Annotated in this window: 15 protein-coding genes; 9 read left to right on the forward strand and 6 right to left on the reverse strand. The window is 68.5% G+C overall.

What is annotated here, in order from left to right; translation table 11 throughout:
• Positions 1 to 71: 71 nt before the first annotated feature.
• Complete coding sequence (gene purL, locus IM778_RS00420) at positions 72 to 2,402, reverse strand: phosphoribosylformylglycinamidine synthase subunit PurL (protein WP_194410148.1); 2,331 nt, start codon at positions 2,400 to 2,402, stop codon at positions 72 to 74.
• Positions 2,403 to 2,576: 174 nt separating this feature from the next.
• Here purL and IM778_RS00425 point away from each other — a divergent pair, with 174 nt between their 5' ends.
• Positions 2,577 to 3,434 carry an META domain-containing protein gene (locus IM778_RS00425; protein ID WP_194410149.1) on the forward strand — a complete coding sequence of 286 codons (858 nt, stop codon included), beginning with the start codon at positions 2,577 to 2,579 and terminating at the stop codon, positions 3,432 to 3,434.
• A gap of 5 nt (positions 3,435 to 3,439) precedes the next feature.
• On the opposite strand, the gene IM778_RS00430 is transcribed toward IM778_RS00425, so the two are convergent.
• Genes IM778_RS00430 through IM778_RS00440 form a run of 3 tightly spaced genes read right to left on the reverse strand, consistent with a single transcriptional unit; the run spans position 3,440 to position 5,932 of the window.
• The gene (locus tag IM778_RS00430) at positions 3,440 to 4,114 is read right to left on the reverse strand and encodes a response regulator (RefSeq protein ID WP_194410150.1); all 675 of its coding nucleotides are present in this window, start codon (positions 4,112 to 4,114) and stop codon (positions 3,440 to 3,442) included.
• Positions 4,111 to 5,232, reverse strand: a complete 1,122-nt coding sequence (locus IM778_RS00435; RefSeq protein ID WP_194410151.1) for a sensor histidine kinase — start codon at positions 5,230 to 5,232, stop codon at positions 4,111 to 4,113. Before IM778_RS00435 ends, IM778_RS00430 begins: the two co-directional genes overlap by 4 nt.
• A gap of 4 nt (positions 5,233 to 5,236) precedes the next feature.
• Positions 5,237 to 5,932: a DUF2306 domain-containing protein gene (locus IM778_RS00440; RefSeq protein WP_194410152.1), complete on the reverse strand. Its 696-nt coding sequence runs from the start codon at positions 5,930 to 5,932 to the stop codon at positions 5,237 to 5,239.
• Between the two features lie 376 nt (positions 5,933 to 6,308).
• Here IM778_RS00440 and IM778_RS00445 point away from each other — a divergent pair, with 376 nt between their 5' ends.
• The gene (locus tag IM778_RS00445; protein WP_194410153.1) at positions 6,309 to 6,497 is read left to right on the forward strand and encodes a hypothetical protein; all 189 of its coding nucleotides are present in this window, start codon (positions 6,309 to 6,311) and stop codon (positions 6,495 to 6,497) included.
• 458 nt (positions 6,498 to 6,955) lie between these two features.
• Here the strand turns inward: IM778_RS00445 and IM778_RS00450 are convergent, their stop codons facing one another.
• Positions 6,956 to 8,104, reverse strand: a complete 1,149-nt coding sequence (locus tag IM778_RS00450; protein ID WP_194410154.1) for a substrate-binding domain-containing protein — start codon at positions 8,102 to 8,104, stop codon at positions 6,956 to 6,958.
• A gap of 95 nt (positions 8,105 to 8,199) precedes the next feature.
• Between IM778_RS00450 and IM778_RS00455 the strand changes: the two genes are divergently transcribed.
• On the forward strand, positions 8,200 to 11,055 hold the full coding sequence (locus tag IM778_RS00455) for a glycoside hydrolase family 9 protein (protein ID WP_194410155.1): 2,856 nt from the start codon (positions 8,200 to 8,202) through the stop codon (positions 11,053 to 11,055).
• A gap of 63 nt (positions 11,056 to 11,118) precedes the next feature.
• Here IM778_RS00455 and IM778_RS00460 read toward each other — a convergent pair whose 3' ends face one another.
• On the reverse strand, positions 11,119 to 12,159 hold the full coding sequence (locus IM778_RS00460; RefSeq protein ID WP_194410156.1) for a hydroxyacid dehydrogenase: 1,041 nt from the start codon (positions 12,157 to 12,159) through the stop codon (positions 11,119 to 11,121).
• 202 nt (positions 12,160 to 12,361) lie between these two features.
• On the opposite strand from IM778_RS00460, the gene IM778_RS00465 reads away from it, so the two are divergent.
• From IM778_RS00465 to IM778_RS00490, 6 genes are read left to right on the forward strand one after another with little or no spacing between them, the layout of a single operon-like run.
• Positions 12,362 to 13,744, forward strand: coding sequence for an ABC transporter substrate-binding protein (locus IM778_RS00465; RefSeq protein WP_194410157.1), 1,383 nt, complete (start codon positions 12,362 to 12,364; stop codon positions 13,742 to 13,744).
• Complete coding sequence (locus tag IM778_RS00470) at positions 13,741 to 14,697, forward strand: carbohydrate ABC transporter permease (protein ID WP_194410158.1); 957 nt, start codon at positions 13,741 to 13,743, stop codon at positions 14,695 to 14,697. Before IM778_RS00465 ends, IM778_RS00470 begins: the two co-directional genes overlap by 4 nt.
• Positions 14,694 to 15,617, forward strand: a complete 924-nt coding sequence (locus IM778_RS00475) for a carbohydrate ABC transporter permease (RefSeq protein ID WP_194410159.1) — start codon at positions 14,694 to 14,696, stop codon at positions 15,615 to 15,617. Before IM778_RS00470 ends, IM778_RS00475 begins: the two co-directional genes overlap by 4 nt.
• Positions 15,618 to 15,648: 31 nt before the next feature.
• Positions 15,649 to 17,535: a glycoside hydrolase family 3 protein gene (locus IM778_RS00480; RefSeq protein WP_194410160.1), complete on the forward strand. Its 1,887-nt coding sequence runs from the start codon at positions 15,649 to 15,651 to the stop codon at positions 17,533 to 17,535.
• Positions 17,536 to 17,551: 16 nt separating this feature from the next.
• Positions 17,552 to 20,611 (forward strand): alpha-mannosidase, encoded by a 3,060-nt coding sequence (locus IM778_RS00485; RefSeq protein WP_228484661.1) that lies wholly within the window; start codon positions 17,552 to 17,554, stop codon positions 20,609 to 20,611.
• Between the two features lie 36 nt (positions 20,612 to 20,647).
• A complete protein-coding gene (locus tag IM778_RS00490; RefSeq protein ID WP_194410162.1) occupies positions 20,648 to 23,905 on the forward strand; it encodes a polysaccharide lyase family 8 super-sandwich domain-containing protein in 3,258 nt (1,085 codons plus the stop codon).
• The last annotated feature ends 41 nt before the right edge of the window (positions 23,906 to 23,946 follow it).

Raw genomic sequence — 23,946 nt, forward strand, 5'->3', positions numbered from 1 at the left:
GCTCGCTCGGCGACTGAGGTCCCGGTCGTTGAGCGAAGGGCGCTCTGGCGCCCGAGACGAAACGCAGTGAGTCAGGCGACGGGCTCGGCGACCGTGGCGCCGAAGGCCGCCGGGAGCGTCGAGGTCGCGAGGTCGCGCAGCTCGGCGAGGGGCACCGTGAACAGGCCCTGCACCTCGAGCGCGGGGTCGTCGCCGGCCGCAGCATCGGTCACGCCGATCCGCAGCACGGGGTAGCCCCGGCCCTCGCACAGGCCGCGGAACTTCACGTCGTCCTCGCGCGGCACCGAGACGATGACGCGGCCGGTGGACTCCGAGAAGAGGGCGGTTGCGGCATCCACCCCGTCGCGCTCCATGATCTCGTCGAGCCAGACGCGCGCGCCGACGCCGAAGCGCATGACGGCCTCCGCGAGGGCCTGGGCCAGGCCGCCCGACGATAGGTCGTGCGCCGACGACACGAGCGACTGCTGGCCCGCGGCGTGCAGCAGCTCGGCGAGCTTCTTCTCGTGCGCGAGGTCGACGGCCGGCGGACGACCGCCGAGGTGGCCGTGGATCGTGCCCGCCCACTGCGAGCCCGAGAGCTCCGTCGCGGTGACGCCGAGCAGGTAGATGTTCTCGCCCGCGTCCTGCCACCCCGACGGGATGCGGCGCGCGACGTCGTCGATGATCCCGAGCACGCCGACGACCGGCGTCGGGAAGATCGGCTGGTCGCCGGTCTGGTTGTAGAACGAGACGTTGCCGCCGGTGACGGGGATGCCGAGTTCGAGGCATCCGTCCGACAGTCCTTCGACCGCCTGCGAGAACTGCCACATCACCTCGGGGTTCTCGGGGCTGCCGAAGTTGAGGCAGTCGGTGACCGCCGTCGGCACGGCGCCGGTGACGGCGACGTTGCGGTACGCCTCGGCGAGCGCGAGCTTCGCGCCCTGCGCGGGGTCGAGCTGGCAGTAGCGGCCGTTGCAGTCGGTCGCGATCGCGAAGCCGAGACCCGAGTGCTCGTCGACGCGGATCATGCCGGCGTCGTCGGGGAACGACAGCGCCGTGTTGCCCAGGACGTAGTAGTCGTACTGGTTCGTCACCCACGACGTGTCGGCGAGGTTGGGGCTCGCGACGAGCTGGGTGAACTGGCGGCGCAGGGTGTCGGCGTCGAGATCGCGGGGGAGGGCGGATGCCGAGTCCTCGCGCAGCGCGTCGATCCACGTGGGGTAGGCGACCGGCCGTTCGTACACCGGGCCGTCGACCGCGACGGTCGAGGGGTCGACGTCGACGATCTGCTCGCCGTGCCAGAAGATCTGCAGGCGGCCGTCGCCGGTCACCTCGCCGAGGACGCTGGTCTCGACATCCCACTTCTTGACGACCTCGAGGAACGCGTCGAGCTTCTCGGGCGCGACGATCGCCATCATGCGCTCCTGGCTCTCGCTCATGAGGATCTCTTCGGGCGTGAGCGTGGGATCGCGCAGCAGCACCCTCTCGAGGTCGACGCGCATGCCCGAGCCGCCGTTGGCGGCGAGTTCGGAGGTGGCGCACGAGATGCCGGCGGCGCCGAGGTCCTGGATCGCTTCGACGAGCTCGCCCTGGTACAGCTCGAGGCAGCACTCGATGAGCACCTTCTCGGCGAACGGGTCGCCCACCTGCACCGCAGGGCGCTTGGTCGGGCCGCCATCGGCGAACGTGTCGGAGGCGAGGATCGACGCGCCGCCGATGCCGTCGCCGCCGGTGCGGGCGCCGAAGAGCACGACCTTGTTGCCGGCACCCGACGCGTTGGCGAGCTTGAGGTCCTCGTGGCGCAGCACGCCGACCGCGAGCGCGTTGACGAGCGGGTTGCCCTGGTAGACCGCGTCGAACACGGTCTCGCCGCCGATGTTGGGCAGGCCCAGGCAGTTGCCGTAGAACGAGATGCCGCTCACCACGCCGTGCACGACGCGGGCGGTGTCGGGGTGGTCGATGGCGCCGAAGCGCAGCTGATCCATCACCGCGACCGGCCGGGCGCCCATCGAGATGATGTCGCGGACGATGCCGCCGACGCCGGTCGCGGCGCCCTGGAACGGCTCGATGTAGCTGGGGTGGTTGTGCGACTCGACCTTGAAGGTGACCGCCCAGCCCTCGCCGATGTCGACGACGCCGGCGTTCTGGCCCATGCCGACCATGAGCCGTTCCTTCATCTCCTCCGACACCTTCTGGCCGAACTGGCGAAGGTAGATCTTCGAGGACTTGTAGGAGCAGTGCTCCGACCACATCACCGAGTACATCGCCAGCTCGCCCGACGTGGGGCGGCGGCCGAGGATCTCGCGGATCTTCGCGTACTCGTCGTCCTTGAGGCCGAGCGCCGCGTACGGCTGCTCCTTCTCGGGCGTGGCCTCGGCGTTCGAGACGGTGTCGGCCAGGGCCTTCGAAGAGGGGGTGGTCACGCGGCTCAACTCCAGGAATTCGGGGGATGCCGGACCCGACCAGTCTAGTTCGGCCGCGGCATCCGTCGGTCTCGTGTGGCGCCCGGCCGACGCGGCGGTGCGTACGACCGCGCGCGGCTGGGAATGGGCTGACGGGTGGCGGGGGTCGATCCCGGCCGACAGTAGGGTCTGAGGATGCGACGCACCCCGGTGTTCGTGGCGGCACTCGCCATCGCCCTCGCCCTGTCGGCCTGCGCGAGCGGGCCCGGCGGCCCGCCGCCTTCCGGACCGTCGGTGGTGCCGTCGGCGCCTCATGCCGAAGGCGGCCCGATCGATCTGGTCGGACTGTGGCGGGTCGCGGACGCCGCGGGAGAGGCCGACGCCACCTGGCTGCGCCTGGACGCCGGCGAGTTCCAGCTCTGGCGCGACTGCGGCATGGTCATGGGCTCGTGGCGGGCAGGGCACGAGCTGATCGCCGCGTTCGCCTACGCCGCCAGTGGCGAGTGCACGGCCGGCGGAGCGGTCCCCGCAGTGCCGTGGCTCGACGCGACGGTGAGCTATGAGAAGGACGGCGATCGCTGGATCCTGCGGGATGCCGAGGGCGACGTCACGGCCTCGCTCTTCGTCGACGGCGCGCCGGAGCCGATAGAGACGGCGGCCGAGTTCTACACCGAGCCCCCCGTGATCGATGCGCGCGTGCGCGAGCATTTCGCCGCAGCATCCGCCCTCCCACCCGCCCTCGAGCCGGTCACGACCGAGTCGCTCGTGGGTCGATGGGTGCCGCGCGAGTCGTATCCCAGCGATCCGCACGTCGACGTCTCGCCGGAGGGGACCTGGACGGGGAGCGACGGATGCAATGGCGGCAGCGGTCGATGGGCGATCGGCGACGCCGGCGACCTGTTCGTGACGGCCGGGCCCTCGACCCTCATCGGATGCGAGGGCGTGAACGTGCCGTGGCTCTTCGCGAACGCGTCACTGGCCGGGTTCGACGGCGGCGAACTCGTCCTCCTCGACCGCGACGCCGAAGAACTCGGGCGACTCACGCGCGGCTGACCGGATCAGCCGTCGCCACCGGTTCGCCGCGCCGCCTGCGTGGGCTGCTCGGCCGCCCAGATCGCGAGTTCGACGCGATTGCGCGCGCCGAGCTTCGCCATCAGGCTGCCGATGTGCGTCTTGACGGTGCTGAGCGAGATGTGCAGTTCGCGGCCGATCTCGGCATTGCCGAGGCCGCGCGCCACGGCGGCGAGCACCTCCTCCTCGCGGTCGGTCAAAGGTGATGCCGGTGCCCGGCGCGCGGAGCGCGACGAGCCGGCGAACGCCTCGATGAGCCGCACCGTGACGTTCGGATCGATGAGGGCGTCGCCGCGGGCGGCGGCATGCACCGCCTCGCGCAGCAGCACCGGCCCCGCGTTCTTGAGCAGGAATCCGCGCGCACCCGAGCGCAGCGCCTCGTACACGTACTCGTCGAGATCGAAGGTCGTGATGACCACGACCGGGATCGGGTCGGCCACCTCAGGGCCCGCGACGGCGCGGGTGGCCGCGAGGCCGTCGGCGCGCGGCATCCGGATGTCGAACAGGCACACGTCGGGCCGCAGCTCCCGCGCGAGGGCGACGGCACGCTCGCCGTCGGCGGCCTCGCCGATCACCTCGATGTCGGGCTGCGCATCGAGGATCGCGCGCAGGCCCGCGCGCACCAGGTCCTGGTCGTCGGCGAGGAGCACGCGCACCGTCATGCCCGTGCCCCTGACGTCGGCAGTTCGGCAGCGACCACCCAGCCGCCGTCCGGCGCCGGGCCCGCCGTGCACGCGCCGCCGAGCATCGTCGCGCGCTCGATCATGCCGGTGATGCCGAAGCCGGGACGAACGGATGCCGCGGCCTCGCCGTCGTCGCGCACCTCGAGCCGTACCCGGTCAGGGGCGATGCCGACGGTCACATCGACCAGCGTGGCATGCCGGGCGTGGCGTCGCGCGTTCGTGACCGCCTCCTGGGCGATGCGGAAGACCGTGGTGCCGAGCGGAGAAGGCAGCGCGCCAGCACTTCCGGTCACCGTCACCTGCACGGCAGGGGGCCCGGCGGCGGTCAGCCGATCGAGTTCCGCGATACCGGGTGACGGTTCGAGGTCTGCGTCGCCGGCCTGACGCAGCACGCGCACCATCGACCGCATCTCGGACAGGGTGCGAGCCGCTTCGTCCTCGATCACGCGCAGGGCCGCGGTTGCGGCATCCGGATCGTCCGCTCCGAGCACCGTGCCCGCCTGCGCCTGGATGGCGATCGCCGACACATGGTGTGCCACCGTGTCGTGGAGCTCACGCGCGAGCTCCGCGCGCTCGAGCAGCCGGACGCGGTCGAGCTCTCGTGCACGCACGGCCGCGCGCCAGCGGAGTGCCGCGGCGATGCTGCACGTGCTGACGATGACAGCGAGGCTGCCGACGACATCCCCCGGCGTGGTCGGGCGGAGCACAGACACCAGCCAGCCGCCCGTCACGACCAGCCCGCCCCCGACCATGGCGCGGCCGCTGCCCCACCGCATCACGGCGTACAGCAGCACGATCACGTACGCGGTCGTGTAGAGCTGCGGGTCGGCGCCCGCGAACAGGCCCACCACCGAGGTCGCGGCGAACGCGATCGCGAGCATCGTGAATGGCCGGGTGCGCCGCCACAGCAGCGTCGGCAGCAACGCCACGAGCACGGCGGCCCAGATCCAGCGCCCCGGCACCTCGGGGCGCGCCGCGGCCTCGACGACGATGAGCGGCCCGAGCACCCCGACCAGCACCCAGTCGCGCCACACCCGAGCGGGCGGCGCGGGCACGGCGGCGGGAGTGTTCCACAGCGCCCGCACGGGGCTCGTCATGCCCTCATGATAGGTGGGTGCCGGCGGGAGCCGTGCGCGGCTGCGGCGTACGCGTACGCCGGCGCGACCGCCGGGCTCGCCGGCGGATCACGACCTCGGCCACGGCGAGATTGATCGCCCACCCGAGTCCCATCAGCACGGTGTTCGCGAGCTCGTCCGGCGGCCCGGCCAGTGCGACCCAGGGTGCCAGCGTGAACACCTGGGTTCCGGCGCCCAGCCCGATCGCGTAGGCGCGGGTCATCCACGCGCTGTGGGTCGGCACATCCCGTCGCAGGATCGCGACGAACGCCAAGACGATGCCGGCCGCCATCACGGTGCCGAGGACGAGGCGCATGAGCATGAGCGCGAGGCCGCTGTGGGCGGGAAGGTCGTACGCGACCGCCATCCACATGCCCGACAGGGCGGAGACGAGTCCCGCCGGCACGAGCACGCGCCCCACGATCCGGTGCCAGCGCCGCCGGCGCAGCGACGGCGCGAACTGGAGGGCCCCGAGCAGCAGATAAACCGAGGATCCGACGATGTGCGCGATCACCGGGAGGGGCGAGTCGAAGAAGCGCGCGTTCTCTGCGGTCACCGCAGCGCCCGTCGACAGCTGTGTCAGGCGCGAGGCGCCCGCGATCATCGGCACGAGCGAGAGCGCGATGAGCCCCGCGGGGGCGAGCCATTCGCGGCGGGAGCGTGGGGGCGCGGAGGAGGTCATCCCTCGATGCTCCCGGCCTGGCGACGGCAGGACATCGGCCGAGAGGCCCGGGTTCCTCGGCCGAAAGTCCGAGGTCGCATGCGACGACAAGTCTTGTCGGAATCGGGCTGGCGTGACACTGAATGTCACCCAGGAGAGTCCGTCTGACGTATTCCCCGTTCCCCTTGCGGTGACACTCTCCTGATCGCCCGAGATTGCCGTAGGGCACCCTTCATGAATGGGGCAGCCTCAACGCCCACCTGCACTTCGACCACCTGGGCGGCAATCACCTGTTCCGGGGCGTTCCGATCCACGTCCAGCGGCAGGATCTCCACGAAGCCGCCACGACGAGGGATACACGATCCCCGAGTGGGTCGCTCCGCCCGGCGCGTGGTGTGTGCCCGACGACGGCGAGGTCGAGCTGCTCCCGGGCGGCTGCCTCGTGCCGGCGGCGGCCCACGCCCGCGCCACGCAGATCGTCGTCGACGCCATCGACGGGTGGACGATCATCGCCGGCACACGGCCGTCTGGTTCGGCGAGCTCGAAGAGCCCACGAGCGCGGGCCCACTGCTCATCCACTCGCTGAATCCCGCACGCATGTGGCTCAGCCACGAGCGCGAACGGTCGTCTCCCGCGTGGCGAGGTCGCCAAACGGGGGAGAGCTCAACGCCGCGCGGAGATACAGCGGCCCCGTTCGGGATGCATCGAGACGCCGCTGACCCATCGCCCGCCGAGAGTGTCCTCCCACTCGTCGTGCTCGGGGAGCAGGGTCCCGGCGACGTGCAAGGCGAGCAGCGGGCCGTGGTAGCCCGCCGGAATGCTCGCGAGTCGATCGTCGAGAGGATGCGGCGCAGGGTGACCTCCCGGCGTTCACGACCAGCAGGTCGGCCGCGTCGAGCCCGCGGGACAAGGCGTCGAGGGTGTCGACCACCGCGACGTCGTGGCCGTCGTCGCTCAGGATCGCGGACACGCTCGCGGTGGTCTCGGCGAATGGATGCCACGGATCGACGTAGTCGCCGCCGCCGGAGAAGAGGAGGATGCGGCTTACGACGCCTGAGCGGTCGATGCGCGCAAGACGAGGCGGGGCTCGACTTGGATTTGGAGCGGAGGCTCGGCGCTCGGCTCCCGGATGAGATCGATCAGCAGTCGCGTCGCGAGAGCGCCCACGCGTCGGCGGTCAGGAGCGACGGCCGAGATCGGCGGGTCGGCGTGTGCCGACACGTCATCGTCATAGGCCACGATCGAGAGTCGCTCGGGCACCGCGAGGCCGCGGGGGCGTGCGCTCTGCAGGAGGCCGAACAGGGAGTTCTCGTCGCCGTGGCAGAACAGGGCCGTGGCCCCGATGCGCTCGACGGTGTCGAGCACGACGTCGGCGCTCCCGCGCTCCCACCGGGGGCCGGCGCCGAGTTCGTCCGGCCCGAGGATGACGCTCTCCTCGTCCATGCCGAGTCGGCCCATCGCGTCGCGCCATCCCCGTCGTACGAATTCCGAGCTCTGCGAGCTTCCGCGGCTCACCATGACCAGGCGGCGATGACCGAGATCGTGGAGATGGCTCAGCGCACCGAGCGCTCCCCGCTCATGGGCCGAGCGCACGGACGAGACCGAGCCCAGCCCGCCGCCGGGCATCTCGCGCTCGACGAAAACCACCGGCACCTGCAGCCGTTCGACGGTCTCGCGGAACTCGGCGGGCGCCTCGCGCTCCGACACCGTGGGAACCCAGAGGAGTCCGTCGACGCCCTCGCGGACGAGTTCGTCGACGAGCCGGTACTCCTCCTCGAGGTCGTACTCGGAGATCACGAGCTTCATGTCGCCGCCGAGGGCGAGGGCATCGTCGATCCCCTCGACGACGTAGCGGTAGTAGTACGAGGTCGGGACGACGACGCCGATCGTGCCGGTGAAGGTCTCACGAGCCTGGCGGGGAGCATGGTCGCCGCGGAGGACGGCCCCGCCGCGCACCTTGTCGAGGATCCGCTCGGCGACGAGCGCGTCGAGGTCACGACGGATAGTGACATGGGAGACGCCGATGTCATTCACCAGAGAGGCGATGCGCACGGCGCCATCATGCTGAGCGCGATCGAGGATCAGTGCCCGTCGCTCGGCTGCGAGCATATTCCCCTCCTTGGGCTGAGCCGGTGACCCCATCATAGGGCGGCGAACGGTATCGATCACCGTTGCGCCAAAAGCGGCCAACATGTGGCAGCAAGTATACAAACCTTGCGCTTGGTTTCGATATGTGTCGATACTGGGGCGCCGGCGATGACGCCGACTCAACCTTCGAAGGAGAAGTCATGTCCCGACGACGAGCGAGCGCGATGTGGAGAGGGGTGGCGGTCGTCACGGCTGCCGTGCTGGGCGGGACGGTGATCGCAGCGCCGCCCGCCGCTGCCGCCACGATCGAACAGGTCGCGGTGAGCCAGGGCGGCTACAGCGCCGGCGGCTACAAGGTCGGCTTCGCTGTCGCCGACGGTGCCATGCCAGGCGCGACGAGCTGCCGCGTCCTGCAGGGTGAGACCGTCGTGCTTCCGTCGTGCACGCTTCTGGATCGCGGCATGACCTGGGGCGACCGCGTGTACCAGGTCGACTTCAGCGCCTTCGACGACGTCGGGACCGACTTCGCGCTCGAGATCGGGGGCGTTCGTTCCTCCCGCTTCGCGATCGAGGAGAACGTATGGGCGGGCTACCTCGACGAGATGACGGCGTTCTACCGGCTGCAGCGCTCGGGCGTGGATACCGAGGACGCCTACCCTGCGGGCTACAGCAGCATCGCCCCCTCGGACAAGGTCTTCCATGCAGCCGGTCACCTCGACGACGCCGCATCCGAGGACGGCACGCAGCACTACGACCTCACGGGCGGCTGGTACGACGCCGGCGACTACGGCATCTACGGCGGCAACCAGTGGGTCGCGGGCAACATCGCTATCACCTACCTGCGCTACGGCGACACCCCCGAGGTCGCTTTTGACGGAGACTCGAACGGCGTGCCGGACCTCGTCGACGAGGCCTGGTTCGGCAGCGAGTATCTGCTCCGGATGCTCGACGCGTTCGGCGGCCCGTTCTGGGATGTCAAGGGCAGCGGCGGGTTCCAGCATCCCGAGGACCACACCGACGGAGTGATCGGCACGGCCGACGACCGGCGCATCTCGGGCATGGGCGTCGGCGGTTCGGCCAAGGCGGCAGGCTCGCTCGCCGCCACCGCGCGGGCGATCAGAGCCGCGATCGACAGCGGCGACATCGCCGCCGGGGACGCCACGGCGTGGGAGGCGCTGGCGGCGGAGGCCGAGGACGGCGCGGTCGCGTTCTACGACTACGCGGACACGCACCGCGGAGACCCGCTCGGCGGGTACTCGACCACGCGTGGCGGCATCTCGAACTCGCTCCTCTACGCCGAAGTGCAACTGCACCTTCTGACGGGTGACGCGGCGTATCGCACGTCGGCTGAGGCGACGATCGCGGCGACGCCGTTCACGATCCTGTCCAACACGAACTACTGGGACATGGGGCCGTTGTCGATGGCGGAGCTGTATCCGGCGGCGACCGCGACCGGCAAGACCAATATCCAGCGCTACCTCAAGAAGCAGCTGGACTACGTTCTCTCGTCCACCGACGACACCCCGTACGGCGTGATCAACCAGTTCAAGAACTTCGGCGTGAACGAGCCGCACGTCTCCTACATGGCCGACACGCTGCGTTACTGGGAGCTGTTCGGCGACCAGCGTGCGCTGCGAGCCGTGCAGAAGGGGATGTACTGGGTGTTCGGGAACAACCCCTGGGGAACGAGCTGGGTCTCGGGTGTGGGCGAGAAGCACACGATGTTCCTGCACACCAGGCTCGACGAGCAGGCGCAGACCCCGGGCGGAACGGGAGTCGTCCTTCCTGGAGCGCTCGTGTCGGGCCCGAACGTGAAGGACCCGCTCGATGCGACCAGCGCGAGCCCCTGGTACGAAGATCGCCCCGGCTCCGCCGACGTCGGCCAGCAGTGGCGGTACAACGAGTACAGCGTCAGCATCCAGTCGGGGCTGTTCTCCGCCATGTTCGGACTCACCGCCGCTGGCGATGCGCCCTGGTCGACCGGAACGCCGCCGACAGCGCTGACGATCGGATCGCCGCAGATCGGTCAGTACGTCACCGACGAGGTGACGGTGTTCGCCCAGAGCGGCTCATCGCTCACGGGACACGCGCTCGGACCGGACTGGACGCCGATGACTTCATCCGCCGGTGTCTCCACCGGAGTGGTCGATGTGAGCGGGCTCGCGCCGTACACGAATGCCCGCATCGACGTGCGCGGCACGCAGGCGAGCGGAGCGCACAGCTACAGCTCCGCCCACTACACGGTCGCGCCGCCTCTGCCGACACCCGACGCTCCGCTGCTCTACGACGGGTTCGGCCGTGACGGTCTGTTCGGCGTGCAGGGCTACACGTGGGCCAACTGGTACAACAACCACGCGGGCGTGGGGCAGGTGACCAACACCACCGTCGACGGGCGCACTGCGGGCCGGTTCTTCCAGAATCCCGCCACCGCGATGTCGCAGGCGAAGTTTCAGCCGTGGCATCACTCGGTGGATGCCGACGGGTACCGCTATCTATCGGTGACCATGCGCAGTCCGTCGTCGAATCTCCGCTTGCGGATCGAGGTGTCGGACGGAGACTCGAACCACCGTGTGACCGGGACGACGCCGATCGCGATCTCGAACGACTGGACGACGTACGACTTCGATCTCGCGGCGTTCCCCGGATTGGATCGCTCGCAGGCCAAGATCGTGTTCTGGTTGCAGCAGACGGCCGACACCGACGGCGAGCTGTTCGTCGACGCCGTGGAGTTCACGAACGACGCCGCCGGTACCGCGCCCGTCCTCTCGGACGTGAGTCACACGGCGGGCTCGTTGACGCCGTCCACGCCGGTGACGGTCGAGGCGACGTACACCGACGCCGACGGAGCGGCTCCGTTCGCGGTCGAACTCGTCGTCGACGGCGTGATCCACCGGATGTCGCCCGTCGACCCCGGCGACACCGACGTGACCGACGGCGCGCAGTACGCCGTCGCCGTTTCACTCGTGAAGGGAGTGCACAGCTACTTCGTGCGCACCACCGACACGACCTCCGCAGTCGTCGAGACTCCAGTGGTGACCGGCGTCGCCGTGGGCTGATCCCGAGAAGCGGATGCGGCGGGGGAGCTTCCCCGCCGCATCCGTCTGTCTCTGCCCGTTCTGTCAGGCGATGATGCCCAGCGACTCTCCCTCGACGCGGTGCGCGGGCGGGAGGCCACGACGCAGTCGCTCGATCTCATCGAGCGCCGAGTCGGCCAGCCGCCCGGTCTCGGCGTGCATCGCACCAGCGATGTGCGGGCTGAGCACGATTCCTGGTGTATCGAACAGGTCCGAGTCCGGCGGGAGTGGTTCCGGATCGGTCACGTCGAGGATCGCACGGAGAGTGCCGGCGCGGCAGCGCCGGACAAGGGCGTCGGTGTCGATGAGCGTTCCGCGGGCCGTGTTGATCACGACGGCATGCGGGCGCAGCAGTGCGATCCGACGCTCGTCCAGCAGATGGTGCGTGTCTGGCAGCTCGGGGGCGTGCACGCTGACGATGTCACTCGCCGAGAGCATCGTGTCGAGATCGACGAGGCGGGCGCCGACGGCGGATGCCTCGTCGGCGCTGGCGTGCGGATCGGCGACGAGCACCTCGAGCTCGAACGCGCGCAGGAGTTCGGCGACGCGACGACCGACCCGCGACAGGCCGATGATGCCCACGGTTCCGCCGAAGTTGACAGCGGAGGGAATCGTGTCGCGCCAGGCTCCGCCGACCTCTCGGTGACGTCGGTACCCGTCGATATAGGTCGCGGCGCGCTTGCCTTCGAGGAGGATCGTGGCGAGCGTGAACTCGGCGACGGGGATCGCGTTGGCGTCGGCGGCGCTCGTGACGAGGATGCCGTGATCCCAGAACGCGGGCGAGACATGCTGTTTGACCGAGCCGCCGGTGTGGATGACCGCACGGAGTGCGGGAGCCGCCGCCAGGGTGTCGGGGCCGAGCACAGGAGATCCCCATCCGGTCACCAGGATCTCGGCGTGTGCGAGGCGGGGCGCCGCGGCGGGATCGTGCAGGTCGTCGAGGCGGATCGGGTCGTCGAGGGCGACCAGCCGATGCAATCTCGCGAGGCGGCCGGGGTCGAAGAGGTCGGTGAACGCGCGCGCACTCATCAGCAGGAGGCCCGAGGGGCGGTCCGGACCTAGGTGCTCTCCGCTGAGGTGTGCCATGCCGACAATGAGAGCACAGAGACGACAAAGTTCACAAGATTGAAAGACAAATGGAACCAAATGATCACAAAGGTTGCGAACTGTTCCGACTGTCTGCATACTGGGCGGGACGCACGACGTGGTGTTTGACCGGAGCCTCCGGACGCCGCCTGTCGGCGACCATCGCGGCTGCAGCAGGCGGCCGCGCCGAAACGGAGGAATCATGCATCGACGCAACCGACGTGCTCTCGCGGCGCTCGTCGTGGTCCCGCTCCTCGCAGGCACTGCTGCCTGCTCGAGCAGCCCGAACGAAGGCCCTGACGAGGCCGGCGACGAACAAGTCACCATTACCGTCATGGGCAAGCCCGCGGCGACCAACACGGCAGCGGTGGAGTTGTTCGAGCGTCAGGTCGAGGAGTTCGAGGAGGCGAACCCGAACATCACCGTCGAGGCATCCGACGTGCCGTGGGACGCGAAGACCTTCGCCACGCGACTCGCCGGTGGCAGCGCCCCCACGCTCCTGCGCGTACCTCTCACCGAACCCCCCGCGCTCATCGAGCGCGGTCAGGTGGCCGACATCGCCGATGTGGCGTCGGAACTCGACAGTTTCGACGACCTCAACCCGCGCGTCATGCAGTTCCTGGAGCGAGACGGCGCGGTCTACGGCATCCCTGAGAAGAGCTATGCCTTCGGCCTGGTCTACAACCGGGATCTGTTCGAGCAGGCCGGTCTCGATCCCGACAGCCCGCCGGAGACCTGGGACGAGGTGCGTGAGTACGCCGCGCAGATCGCCGAGACGACGGGCAAGACCGGGTTCGGCGAGATCACCACGAACAACAGCGGTGGGTGGCACCTCACGGGATACGACTACACCTTCGGTGGGCGCATCATCGAGCAGGACTCCAGCGGCGAGTGGAAGGCGTCGTTCAACGACGACAGCACGCGCGAGGTGCTGGAGCTGTGGAAGGCGATGCGGTGGGAAGACGACTCGCTGGGCGACAACGTGCTCGGCAAGCAGGAGGACCTCGTGGCTGAGTTCACCGCCGGCAACGTCGGCATGTGGGTCTCCGCTCCGCCGGACGTCTACCCCAACTACATCGCCGCGGGTGGCGACCCGGAGGCGTTCGGCGCTGGCCCGATGCCTCAGGGGGGTGCCGATGCGACCCTCGCGGGTGCGACGGTCCTCATGGTGAACGCTCAGGCGACCGAGGCCGAGAAGGCCGCCGCCGTGAAGTGGATCGATTGGCGGGCGCTTCGACCGAACTACGACCTGGAGGTCGCTGCCGAGACGGCAGAGGCTTCGGCCGCTGACGGGCTCCCCGTCGGTGTGCCCATCGCTCCGATCTTCAGCGACGAGGCGTACGCGGCGTACCGGGAGGCGATCGACGAGTACGTCAACGTCCCGGTCGCGAACTTCGCCCCTTACGTCGAATCGCTCGACGCGTTCGAGTACGTCCCCGAGCCCGAGGTCGCCTCGCAGGAGATCTACGCGGCGCTCGACCCCCTCGTCCAGGCGATCCTGACCGACCCCAACGCGGACATCGACGCCCTCCTCGGCGACGCCGAGACCCGGGTCAACGCGATCCTGGCCCAGTACGCGTCATGACGATCGCTCCCGAGCGCCTGGGTGGTGCGGTCCTCGACCGTGCCGCCCAGGCGGCGGTGGTGGAGCGGCACCGCCGCAGCCCGTCGCGCCGCCGGGCCGCGCTCGCCGCACTGGTGTTCCTGATCCCCGCGCTGGTGACCTTCGGCTACTTCGCCTGGTGGCCGATCCTCCAAAGCGCCATGCTTGCCTTCCAGCAGACGAATCTGGTCGAGCCCGCGGAATGGGTGGGCCTTCGCAATTTCGAGATGCTGTTCGCTGATCCGCTGCTGCCGAAAGCCGCGCTGAACACCCTGTGGTTCACCCTTCTCTCGCTCGCCATCGGCTTGCCCGTGCCCCTTCTCTGCGCAGTTCTCATGTCCGAGTTGCGCCGTGGTGGCACGCTCGCCCGCGTGCTCGCCTACCTGCCCGTCGTAGTGCCGCCAGTGGTCGCCGTGCTCCTGTGGAAGGTGTTCTTCAGCCCAGGCGAGACCGGAGTCGTGAACTCGCTCCTCGCCCTCATCGGCATCGGCCCGCTGCCATGGCTTCAATCGCCTGAACTCGCGATGCCGAGCCTCGTCATCGTGGCGACCTGGTCGGGGGCGGGCACCGCGATCCTCATCTACCTCGCTGCACTCGCGGGTGTCAGCACCGAGCTCTACGAGGCGGCCGAGCTCGACGGTGCCTCGGTCTGGCAGCGCGTGCGCTACATCACCCTGCCGCAGATGCGGGGCATCATCCTGGTGCTGCTGCTCCTCCAGATCATCGGTGCGATCCAGGTGTTCACCGAGCCGTACGTGATGACCGATGGCGGGCCGGCGAACGCCACGGTCACCATCCTGCTGATGATCTACAGGTACGCCTTCCTCTTCGGCAATTACGGTGTCGCAACCGCCCTCAGCGTCCTGCTCGCAGTCGTCCTCATCATCGTCTCGGCCGCGTACCTCCGGTTGACCCGGTCCTGGAGCTCCCGATGACCCGCACTGCGCCTTTCCGTCGTGCGCCGCGGCGCGAGTCCGGCACGTACGACCGCGGCCTGCTGTCATCCTTCGACTGGCGCCGACCGCGCATCTTCGTCGGTTGGCGAGCCATGCACGTGGCCCTCTTCGCCGGCCTCGTCGCGTTCGGTGCGATCCCGATCGTGTGGATGGTGCGCGCCGCGATCTCGAGCACCACCGACCTTGTGCAACGTCCGCTCAGCCTCGTCCCCGACCCCGCGCGCTGGGAGAACATCCCGACGGCGTGGGACCTCCTCGATATCGGCCACTACCTCATGAACACGGTGGTGCTCGTCGGGGGGTCCTGGGTGGTGCAGCTCGTCGTGTCGGCGACTGCCGGGTACGCGCTCGCCGTCATCCGGCCGTGGTACGGGAGGTTCGTGTACGGCGCTTTCCTCGTGACTCTCTTCGTCCCCGGCACGGTGACGCTCATCGCCCTTTATCTGACCGTGCTCGACATGCCGCTCCTCGGGGTCGGGCTCACCGACACGCCGTGGGCCGTGTGGCTCCCCGCAGGGGCGAACGCGTTCACCATCCTCCTCGTGAAGCAATTCTTCGAAGAGATCCCGCGCGACCTGTTCGAAGCGGCTCAGCTCGACGGCGCCGGGTGGTGGACGATCTTCTGGCGGATCGTGCTCCCGATGTCACGGCCGATCCTCGCAGTGGTGTCGCTCCTGTCGATCATGACGGCCTGGAAGGAATTCCTCTGGCCCCTGATCGTGCTCACCGACCCGACCACCCAGCCACTGGCCGTGGCGCTTCCCCGTCTCGCCCAGGCCACCGACCCCGCCTACTTGATCGCAGGGATGCTGATCGCCAGCATCCCTCCGATCCTGATCTTCCTGATCTTCCAGCGCTCCATCGTGCGCGGGATCGGATTCACCGGCCTCAAGGGCTGACCCCGTTCGACCCCGAAAGGACTGCACCGCCGTGCCCGCACACCTCCCCGCCACCGGTTCTCCCACCGACCTCGTGTGGCGCGACCTCAACGGCAACGGACGCCTCGATCCCTATGAGGATCCGAGGCTGACTCCTGAGGAGCGCACCGCCGACCTCCTCGCGAGGCTGAGCCTCGAGGAGAAGGTCGGGCTCATGTTCCACACGGTCATCGAGGCCGGTCCGGAGGGAGCGCTCCTTGAGACCCCCGGCGCATTGAGCAAGTCGCCGACGAGCGCGGTGGTGCTCGGCAAGCGCATGAATCACTTCAACGTCCATGCGCTGGGGAGGGCCCGCGACGCGGCGCGGTGGGCGAATGCGCTGCAACGCCTGGCCGCGCAGACACCCCACGGTATTCCGGTCACGATCAGCACCGACCCCCGTCACGGCTTCTTCGAGAACGAGGGGACCTCGTTCGCCGCGGGGTCGTTCTCGCAGTGGCCGGAGCCGCTCGGGCTGGCCACACTGGGTGACGACGACATCCGCGAGTTCGCGGGCATTGCGCGCCGCGAATACCTCGCTGTGGGGATTCGGATGGCATTGCATCCCCAGGTCGACCTTGCGACAGAACCGCGCTGGGGGCGGCAACTGCACACGTTCGGCTCAGATCCCGAGCGCACGTGCCGCGCGCTCGCCGCTTACATCGACGGTTTCCAAGGTCCTGCCCTCGGTCCGGGATCGGTCGCGTGCGTCACGAAGCACTTCCCAGGCGCGGGCCCGCAGAAGGATGGCGAGGACGCGCACTTCCCGTACGGCCGGGAGCAGGTTTACCCGGGAGGCGCGTTCGACGTTCATCTCGAACCCTTCCGCACGGCGATCGAGGCCGGCACGGCCGGGATGATGCCGTACTACGGGATGCCGATCGGCCTCGAACGTCACGGGGTGCCGGTCGAGGCCGTCGGCTTCGGGTACAACCGCCAGATCGTGACGGGGTTGCTCCGAGAGGAGCTCGGGTTCGACGGGGTGGTCGTCACCGATTGGGAGCTCGTCAACGACAACGTCGCCCAAGGGCAGGTACTCCCCGCGAAGGCATGGGGGGTGGAGCATCTCGACCCTGCGGAACGGCTTCTCGCTGTGCTCGACGCGGGCTGCGATCAGTTCGGCGGCGAGGAGTGCGTCGACCTCCTGATCGACCTCGTGCGCGAGGGCAGGGTGAGCGAGTCCCGCATCGACGAGTCGGCGCGGCGCCTGCTGGAGCTGAAGTTCCGTCTGGGTCTGTTCGACGCTCCCTTCGTCGATGAGGATGCCGCCGAAGACGTCGTCGGCTGCCCCGAGCACCGCGCTTCGGGCCTGCGCGCGCAGGGGGAGGCTGTCGCGGTCCTCCGCGACAGCGGGCCGGACGGCATGCCGCTGCTGCCGCTCGCCCGGACGCCCGGCCGCCGCGTCTACGTCGAGGGAATCGACCCGGCTGCGGCGAGAGTCCTGGGCGTCGTCGTCGAGCGGCCCGAGGACGCTGACTTCGCCGTGGTGCGCATCGCGGCGCCGTTCGAGCCGCGCGACGATCTGCTGTTCGAGTCGCGGTTCCGTCAGGGGTCGCTCGATTTCCGGCCAGGACTCGTGGCGCGACTCTCGCGCATCGCCGCGCTCGTGCCCCTCGTGCTCGACGTCGCACTGGACCGGCCAGCGATCCTCACCCCTCTCGTGCCGCTGACCTCCGCGCTGGTCGCCACCTTCGGGACGAGTGACGCCGCGCTGATCGCAGCACTCACCGGAGCCGTCGAGCCGCGCGGCCGGCTGCCCTTCGAGATCCCCCGGTCGATGGATGCAGTGCGGCATTCGCGAGAGGACGTGCCGGACGACACCGCCGACCCGCTCTATCCGGTCGGTTTCTCCCGCGCCGTCGCTCCTGCGTCTCCGAACCTCGCCGCGTCCGCGCACTGACGGGACGAGACGCATCGTGCATTCCGATCCTCGCCGCGTCCGCGACCGGCTCACCCGCTTTGTGGAGGAGAGCCTGCGTGGTGCCGTCCATACCCGCACCGCACCGCTCGAGATCTCGAGCTGGGAGGTGCCTGACGAACCGGTGCCGTTCGCCGAAGCGCGGAGGCAGAGTTTTCAGCCGTTCGCCGTCGGCACGAGGTGGGGAAGGCCATGGAGCACGCGGTGGCTGCGCGTGCGTGGCGCGGTTCCCGACGACTGGACTCTCGACACGCGCCACCGCGCCGAGGTCACGATCGACCTGGGCTTCGACGGTCTCGCCCCCGGGTTCCAGGCCGAGGCGCTCGCGTTCCGGCCCGACGGAACCATCGTCAAGGGCGTATCGCCGCGCAACTCGCATCTTCCCGTCGATCCCGGTGGAGCGGTGGATGTTTTCCTCGAGCTCGCCGCGAACCCCGGAATCCCGCCGGAGTCCCACTGGCTGGCAACCGGGCTCGGGGACAAGGCCACGGCCGGCGCGGAAGAGCTGTATCGCCTGCGCACGCTGGAGCTGGCGCTCGTCGACCACGAGGTCTGGGAGCTGCTGCAGGACCTCGACGTCGTGCGCGGCCTCGCTGGCCAGTTGCCTGCCGACCACCCGCGAGCGGCACAGCTGTGGGCAGCGCTGGACGACATGCTCGACATCGCCGACCCGGATGCGGTCGGAGCGACGGCATCTGCGGCCCGCGCTGTGCTCGCACCGGCGCTCGCGGTCCCGACTGCGTCAAGCGCTCACACCGTGGTGGCAACAGGCCACGCGCACATCGACTCGGCGTGGCTCTGGCCGGTGCGTGAGACGGTGCGCAAGTGCGCAAGGACCTTCTCCAATGTCCTGGCGCTCATGGACGAGCATCCCGATTTCCGCTTCGCCTGCTCCTCTGCGCAGCAACTCGCCTGGGTGAAGGAGAGCTATCCCGATCTGTTCGCCCGAATCAGGGAGAAGGTGGCCGCCGGGCAGTTCGTGCTGGTCGGCGGACAGTGGGTCGAGCCGGACACGAACATGCCAGGCGCTGAGTCGACGGTGCGGCAGCTCGTGCACGGAAAGAAGTTCTTCCTCGAGGAGTTCGGCGTCGAGACGACCGAAGTGTGGCTTCCCGACACATTCGGGTACACCGCGTCCCTGCCCCAGATCGTTCGCCTATCCGGATCGGACTGGTTCATGACGCAGAAGATCTCATGGAACCAGACCAACGCCATGCCGCACCACACGTTCTGGTGGGAGGGCATCGATGGCACCCGGGTCTTCACCCACTTCCCGCCGATCGAGACATACAACGCGGAGCTCTCGCCGGCCGAGCTGGCCCACGCGCAGCGGACGTATCGCGACCACGGTGCGGGCACGGTCTCGCTCGCCCCGTTCGGCTGGGGCGACGGCGGCGGTGGCCCCACGCGCGAGATGATGGCCGCAGCACACCGCCAGGCCGATCTCGACGGGTCGCCGCGCGTGCACCTCGGAACCCCGCGCGAGTTCTACGAGCGGGCACGTGCCGAGCGCGACGAGCTGCCGGTCTGGTCCGGAGAGATGTATCTCGAACTGCACCGCGGAACCCTCACCAGTCAGCTGCGCACCAAGCAGGGCAACCGCCGGGTCGAACGGCTCCTGCGTGAGGCGGAGCTCTGGTCGACCACCGCTTCGATCGTCCTCGGCTCTCCCTACCCCTACGAAGATCTCGAGCGGATCTGGCGGAGGACGCTGCTTCTGCAATTCCACGACATCCTGCCGGGCAGCTCCATCGCGTGGGTGCACCGGGAGGCAGAAGCGGATCACGAACGCCTCGCCGGCGAGCTGGAGGCGCTGGTGGAGAACGCGATCCTTGCGCTCACCGGCCGGGGGGATCGGCGCTTCGTGGCGAACTCGGCGCCCGTTTCGCTCGCCGGAACGGCAGCGGCAGCGATCACGGCACCGCCGTCCGCTCAGCCCGCCCCGGCGGAGATCCGCCCCGCGGATCACAGCGACGACGCCCGCGGCGGGTGGGTGCTCGACAACGGACGGGTGCGTGCGGTCGTCGACGTCGACGGGCTTCTGCAGTCCGTCTGCGACGCGTCCGGGCGCGACGCCATCGCGCCCGGTGAACGCGGAGCGCTGCTGCGGCTCCATCGTGACGTGCCCGACAAATGGGACGCATGGGACATCGACCGGCATTACCTCGCCACAGCGGTCGACCTCGACTCGGCGGACGAGATCTCGGCATCGATCCGCGACGGCGTCGCGGTGGTCGAGGCCATCCGCCGCATCGGCACGTCGGTCGTCGTCCAGACGATCGCGCTCGAGCCGGGCCGGGATGCCGTCGACATCACGCTCGAGGTCGACTGGCACGAACGCCACAAGCTCCTGAAGCTCGTCTTCCCCCTCGACGTGCATGCCGACCGTTCGACCTCTGAGATCCAGTTCGGACACCTGGACCGGCCGACTCACGCCAACACCTCCTGGGATGAAGCACGGTTCGAGGTCGTGGCACACCGCTGGATACGGGTCGCCGAAGACGGCTACGGAGTCGCGATCGCCAACGACTCGACGTTCGGGCACTCCGTCACGCGCGACACCAGGCCCGACGGCGGGACCACGACGCGGGTGGGGCTATCGGTGCTCCGGGCCCCGACGTTCCCCGACCCGGAGTCGGATCAGGGTCGGCACATCCTCCGGTTCGCGCTCCGACCCGATGCGTCCGTCGCGGATGCGGCCGCCGAGGGCTATCGCTTGGATCGGTCCCTCCGTGATGTCGTGGGCGTCCGCGAGGTCGCACCGTTGGTCTGGTCGACCGATCCGGCCGTGCGGATCGAGACGATCAAGCTGGCCGAGGACCGCACCGGAGACCTGATCGTGCGTCTGTATGAATCGAGTGGGGGACGTCGCTCCACGGTGGTCGCGACCGATGCCGCGGTGGATCATGTGCAGATCGTCGACCTGCTCGAGCGTCCCCTCTCCGACGCTGTGCCGTTCGTCGGGGATCCGTGTCGCGTGACCCTCGAGACTCGTCCATTCCAGATCGTCACCCTGCGGTACCGGATGAGACCGACCGCATCAGCCCCTGCCGCATGACCACCCCACACAACCGCCACCGAGAAGACGAGGACGATGATGTTCAAGATCTGGATGAAGAGCGCGACGAAACCGACGGTCGCGCTCATGGTCACGACCGCCCTGCTGTTCACTCCGGTCGACGCACGAGCTGACGTGGCTCCCGAGACGAACGTCAGCGGGTTCTCGGCGGACGCGACCGTCGCGGATGAGTTCGACGGGCTCAGGCAGAAGTACAGGACCATGCTGACCGGGGGGACGGGCTACAGCCTCTCCGATCCCGACATCGCCGCAAGAATCGCTCACATCACAGACACGGCGCAGGGCCACTGGGACACCATGCAGAAGGCGCCCGACCGCTTGCGTCTGTGGAACGATGCCCCGTTCGGCAACGACTCGGCGAGCATGACGGCGACGTACAGCCGTCTCAAGGACATGGCGCTCGCCTACGAGACTCATGGCTCCGAGCTGGAGGGGGACCTCGCGCTCAAGACCGACCTGATCAGCGCGCTGGACTGGATGAACGCCAACAAGTTCTTCGATGGCGTCACCATGTATCAGAACTGGTGGCACTGGCAGATCGGCGCCCCGCTCGCCCTGAACGACATCGTCGCGCTGATCTACGACGAGTTGACCCCGACTCAGGTCTCCGACTACATGGCGGCTGTCTCCTACGCCCAGCCGAGCGTGACGATGAGCGGAGCCAACCGACTGTGGGAGAGCCAGGTCATCGCACTCTCGGGTATCAACGACAAGGACTCAGCCCGGGTCGCCGCGGGGCGGGACGGATTGAGCGCCTTGTTCCCCTATGTCACGGCAGGGGACGGCTTCTCGACCGACGGATCCTTCGTCCAGCACAACTTCTACGCGTACAACGGCGGCTACGGCGTATCCCTGCTCGCGGGGATCTCCGACCTCCTGTATCTGCTGGACGGTTCCACCTGGGAGGTCGTCGACCCGAACAAGGCCAACGTGTTCCAGTGGATCTACGACTCGTACGAGCCTTTCGTCTACAAGGGAAATCTGATGGACATGGTGCGGGGCAGGGAGATATCTCGCCATGGGGCCCAGGACCTCTACGAGGCCGTCGACGTCGTGGCAGCCATCATCCGGCTGTCCGAGGTCGCTCCGGCCGCGGATGCCGGCGCATTCGGGAGCATGACCAAGTACTGGCTGCAGCTCGATACGGACAAGACCTTCCTCGAGCTTGTCCCGGTCGATCTGATCGTCGCTGCGAAAGAGATTCTGAGCGATCCCTCCATCACGGCTCGTGGCGAGCTCACGACGCACCGCCAGTTCTCCGCCATGGATCGCGCCGTCCATCTCCGACCCGACTTCGGGTTCGGCATCAGCATGTCCTCCAGCCGCATCGGCAACTACGAGGCGATCAACTCGGAGAACAACAAGGGCTGGCACACCGGCGACGGCATGACCTACCTGTACAACGACGATCTGAGCCAGTTCAACGACAACTTCTGGCCGACGGTCGACAGCTATCGGCTGCCGGGCACCACCGTGCTGCAGAACACCACCCAGGCCGCCAACACCCGGAACGACAAGGACTGGGTCGGCGGCGCCGGCCTGCGCGGACAGTACGGCGTCACAGGCATGGAACTGCACCCGATGGGACGGAGTCTGGAAGCCAAGAAGTCCTGGTTCATGTTCGATGACGAGATCGTCGCGCTCGGAGCGGGGATCAGCAGCACCGACGGGATCGCCACCGAGACGATCGTGGAGAACCGGAAGCTCAACGGCGCGGGCGATAACGCGCTCACCGTGAACGGCGCGGCAGAGCCGACCGCACTCGGATGGTCGGAGACGCTGACCGGTGTCGACTACGCGCACCTCGCGGGCACCGTGCCCGGTTCGGACATCGGCTACTACTTCCCGGGAGGTGCAACGGTCAACGGGTTGCGGGAGGCACGGACGGGGAACTGGAAGCAGCTCAACTCGTCCTCCGCCTGGGGCGATTCGACTCCCCACACCCGGAACTACATGGCCCTGGCGGTCGGCCACGGAACGAACCCGACGGACCAGTCCTACTCCTACGTCCTGCTTCCGGACAAGACGAGCTCGCAGGTGGGCGACTACGCGGCGGCGCCCGACATCAGCATCTTGGAGAACTCCGATTCCGTGCAGGCGGTGCGGGAGAACAGCCTGGATGTCACAGGGATCAACTTCTGGAAGGACGAACCGACCACCGCGGGCCTGGTCACCTCCGACAGCAAAGCATCGGTCATGATGAGCAAGACGGCCGACGAACTCGAGCTCTCGGTCTCCGACCCGACACAGAAGAACGTCGGCACGATCTACCTGACAGTAGACACGAGCGCGACGGGGCTGATCTCCAAGGACCCCGAAGTCACCGTCATCCAATACCACCCCACGGTCATGCTCAAGGTGGATGTGAACAGCACGCGAGGCAAGGCTCTCACGGTGAAGTTCTCGCTGAGCGGCGCGCAGGCGCCGAACCCCGCGCCTATCGCGATCCCGGACGTGTACGAGGCCGAAGCGCTGCCCGTGCACTTCCGCACGGACTCCGTCTCGATCTACACCGACGCGAACGCCAGCGGGGGAGGAAAGCTGGGCATCAACAACAACGCGGTCGGCGACTATGTCGAGTTCAGCGTCGATGTGACGCAACCGGGGACCTACGATGTCATCGCCAGGGTGCTGAAGGCGAGTAACAACGGCACTTACCAGCTCTCGGTCGATGGGGTGGATGCAGGAGCGCCCCAGGACCTGTTCTGGAACACCTCCGAGACCCGGAAGGACTTCGATCTCGGCTCGCACACCTTCGCGACGCCTGGCAGCCACCTGTTCCGGCTGACGACGACAGGCAAGAACGCGAACGCCTCGGGCTACAAGCTGATGCTGGACTACCTCAGCCTGATTCCGGCTGCCGCCGGCGTCAGCGAAAGGCTGGAGGCCGAGGTGCTGACCGCCAGCACGGGGGTCATCAAGAGCAATGCGGACGCCAGCGGAGGTCAGTACCGCATCTTCAATGCGTACGGCGTCGCGGAGCACATCGATTATGCGGTGCCTGTAAGTCAAGCCGGGACCTACCATCTCGCCGTCGGAGTCATGAGATTCAGCGACAGCGGCACGTACCAGCTGCAGATCGACGGGAACGACTTCGGCGATCCCATAGATCTGTATCGACCGTCGGGGAAGGTGGTCGAGGTCGATCTGGGGAACGTGACCATGAGCGCGGGAGTCCATCAGTTCACGTTCACAGCCATAGGGAAGAACGCGAGCTCACACGGCTACAAGCTTCCTCTCGACTACATTCAGCTGGACGCCGCCGTCGAGTAGCTCCACGACAACGAGTCAACGGTTGACATCAGTCCGCGGCA

The sequence above is a fragment of the Microbacterium cremeum genome (assembly GCF_015277855.1).
GTDB classification, from domain to species: domain Bacteria; phylum Actinomycetota; class Actinomycetes; order Actinomycetales; family Microbacteriaceae; genus Microbacterium; species Microbacterium cremeum.